Annotated in this window: 1 protein-coding gene; it reads right to left on the bottom strand. The window is 46.4% G+C overall.

All coding sequences use genetic code 11. From position 1 onward, the window contains the following. The coding region (locus tag HJV72_RS19625; RefSeq protein ID WP_208073570.1) for a hypothetical protein at positions 1-207 on the bottom strand (207 nt) is incomplete at both ends.

Genomic DNA, 207 nt, shown 5'->3' with positions numbered 1-207 from the left:
ATCAATATAAGCCAGATTATAGACAGCGTCATCCTGATACAATGGGCTTACCTCTTTCAGCAAGGTAAACCATACAGCCGCTTCACGCAGATTATCTTCTTTCAGATAAGAGGTGGCCAGACGCATGGCACAATCATCTCTTTCCTTATCAGGCAAAGCCTCCAGATCACACGACCGGAACAGGGCAATGGCCTCCTTGTATTTTCC

This window comes from Extibacter sp. GGCC_0201, from assembly GCF_017566055.1.
In the GTDB taxonomy this organism is placed as follows: Bacteria; Bacillota; Clostridia; order Lachnospirales; family Lachnospiraceae; genus Extibacter.
Note: the sequence above shows the minus strand (reverse complement) of the source record. Positions and strands in the feature narration are given on the sequence as shown.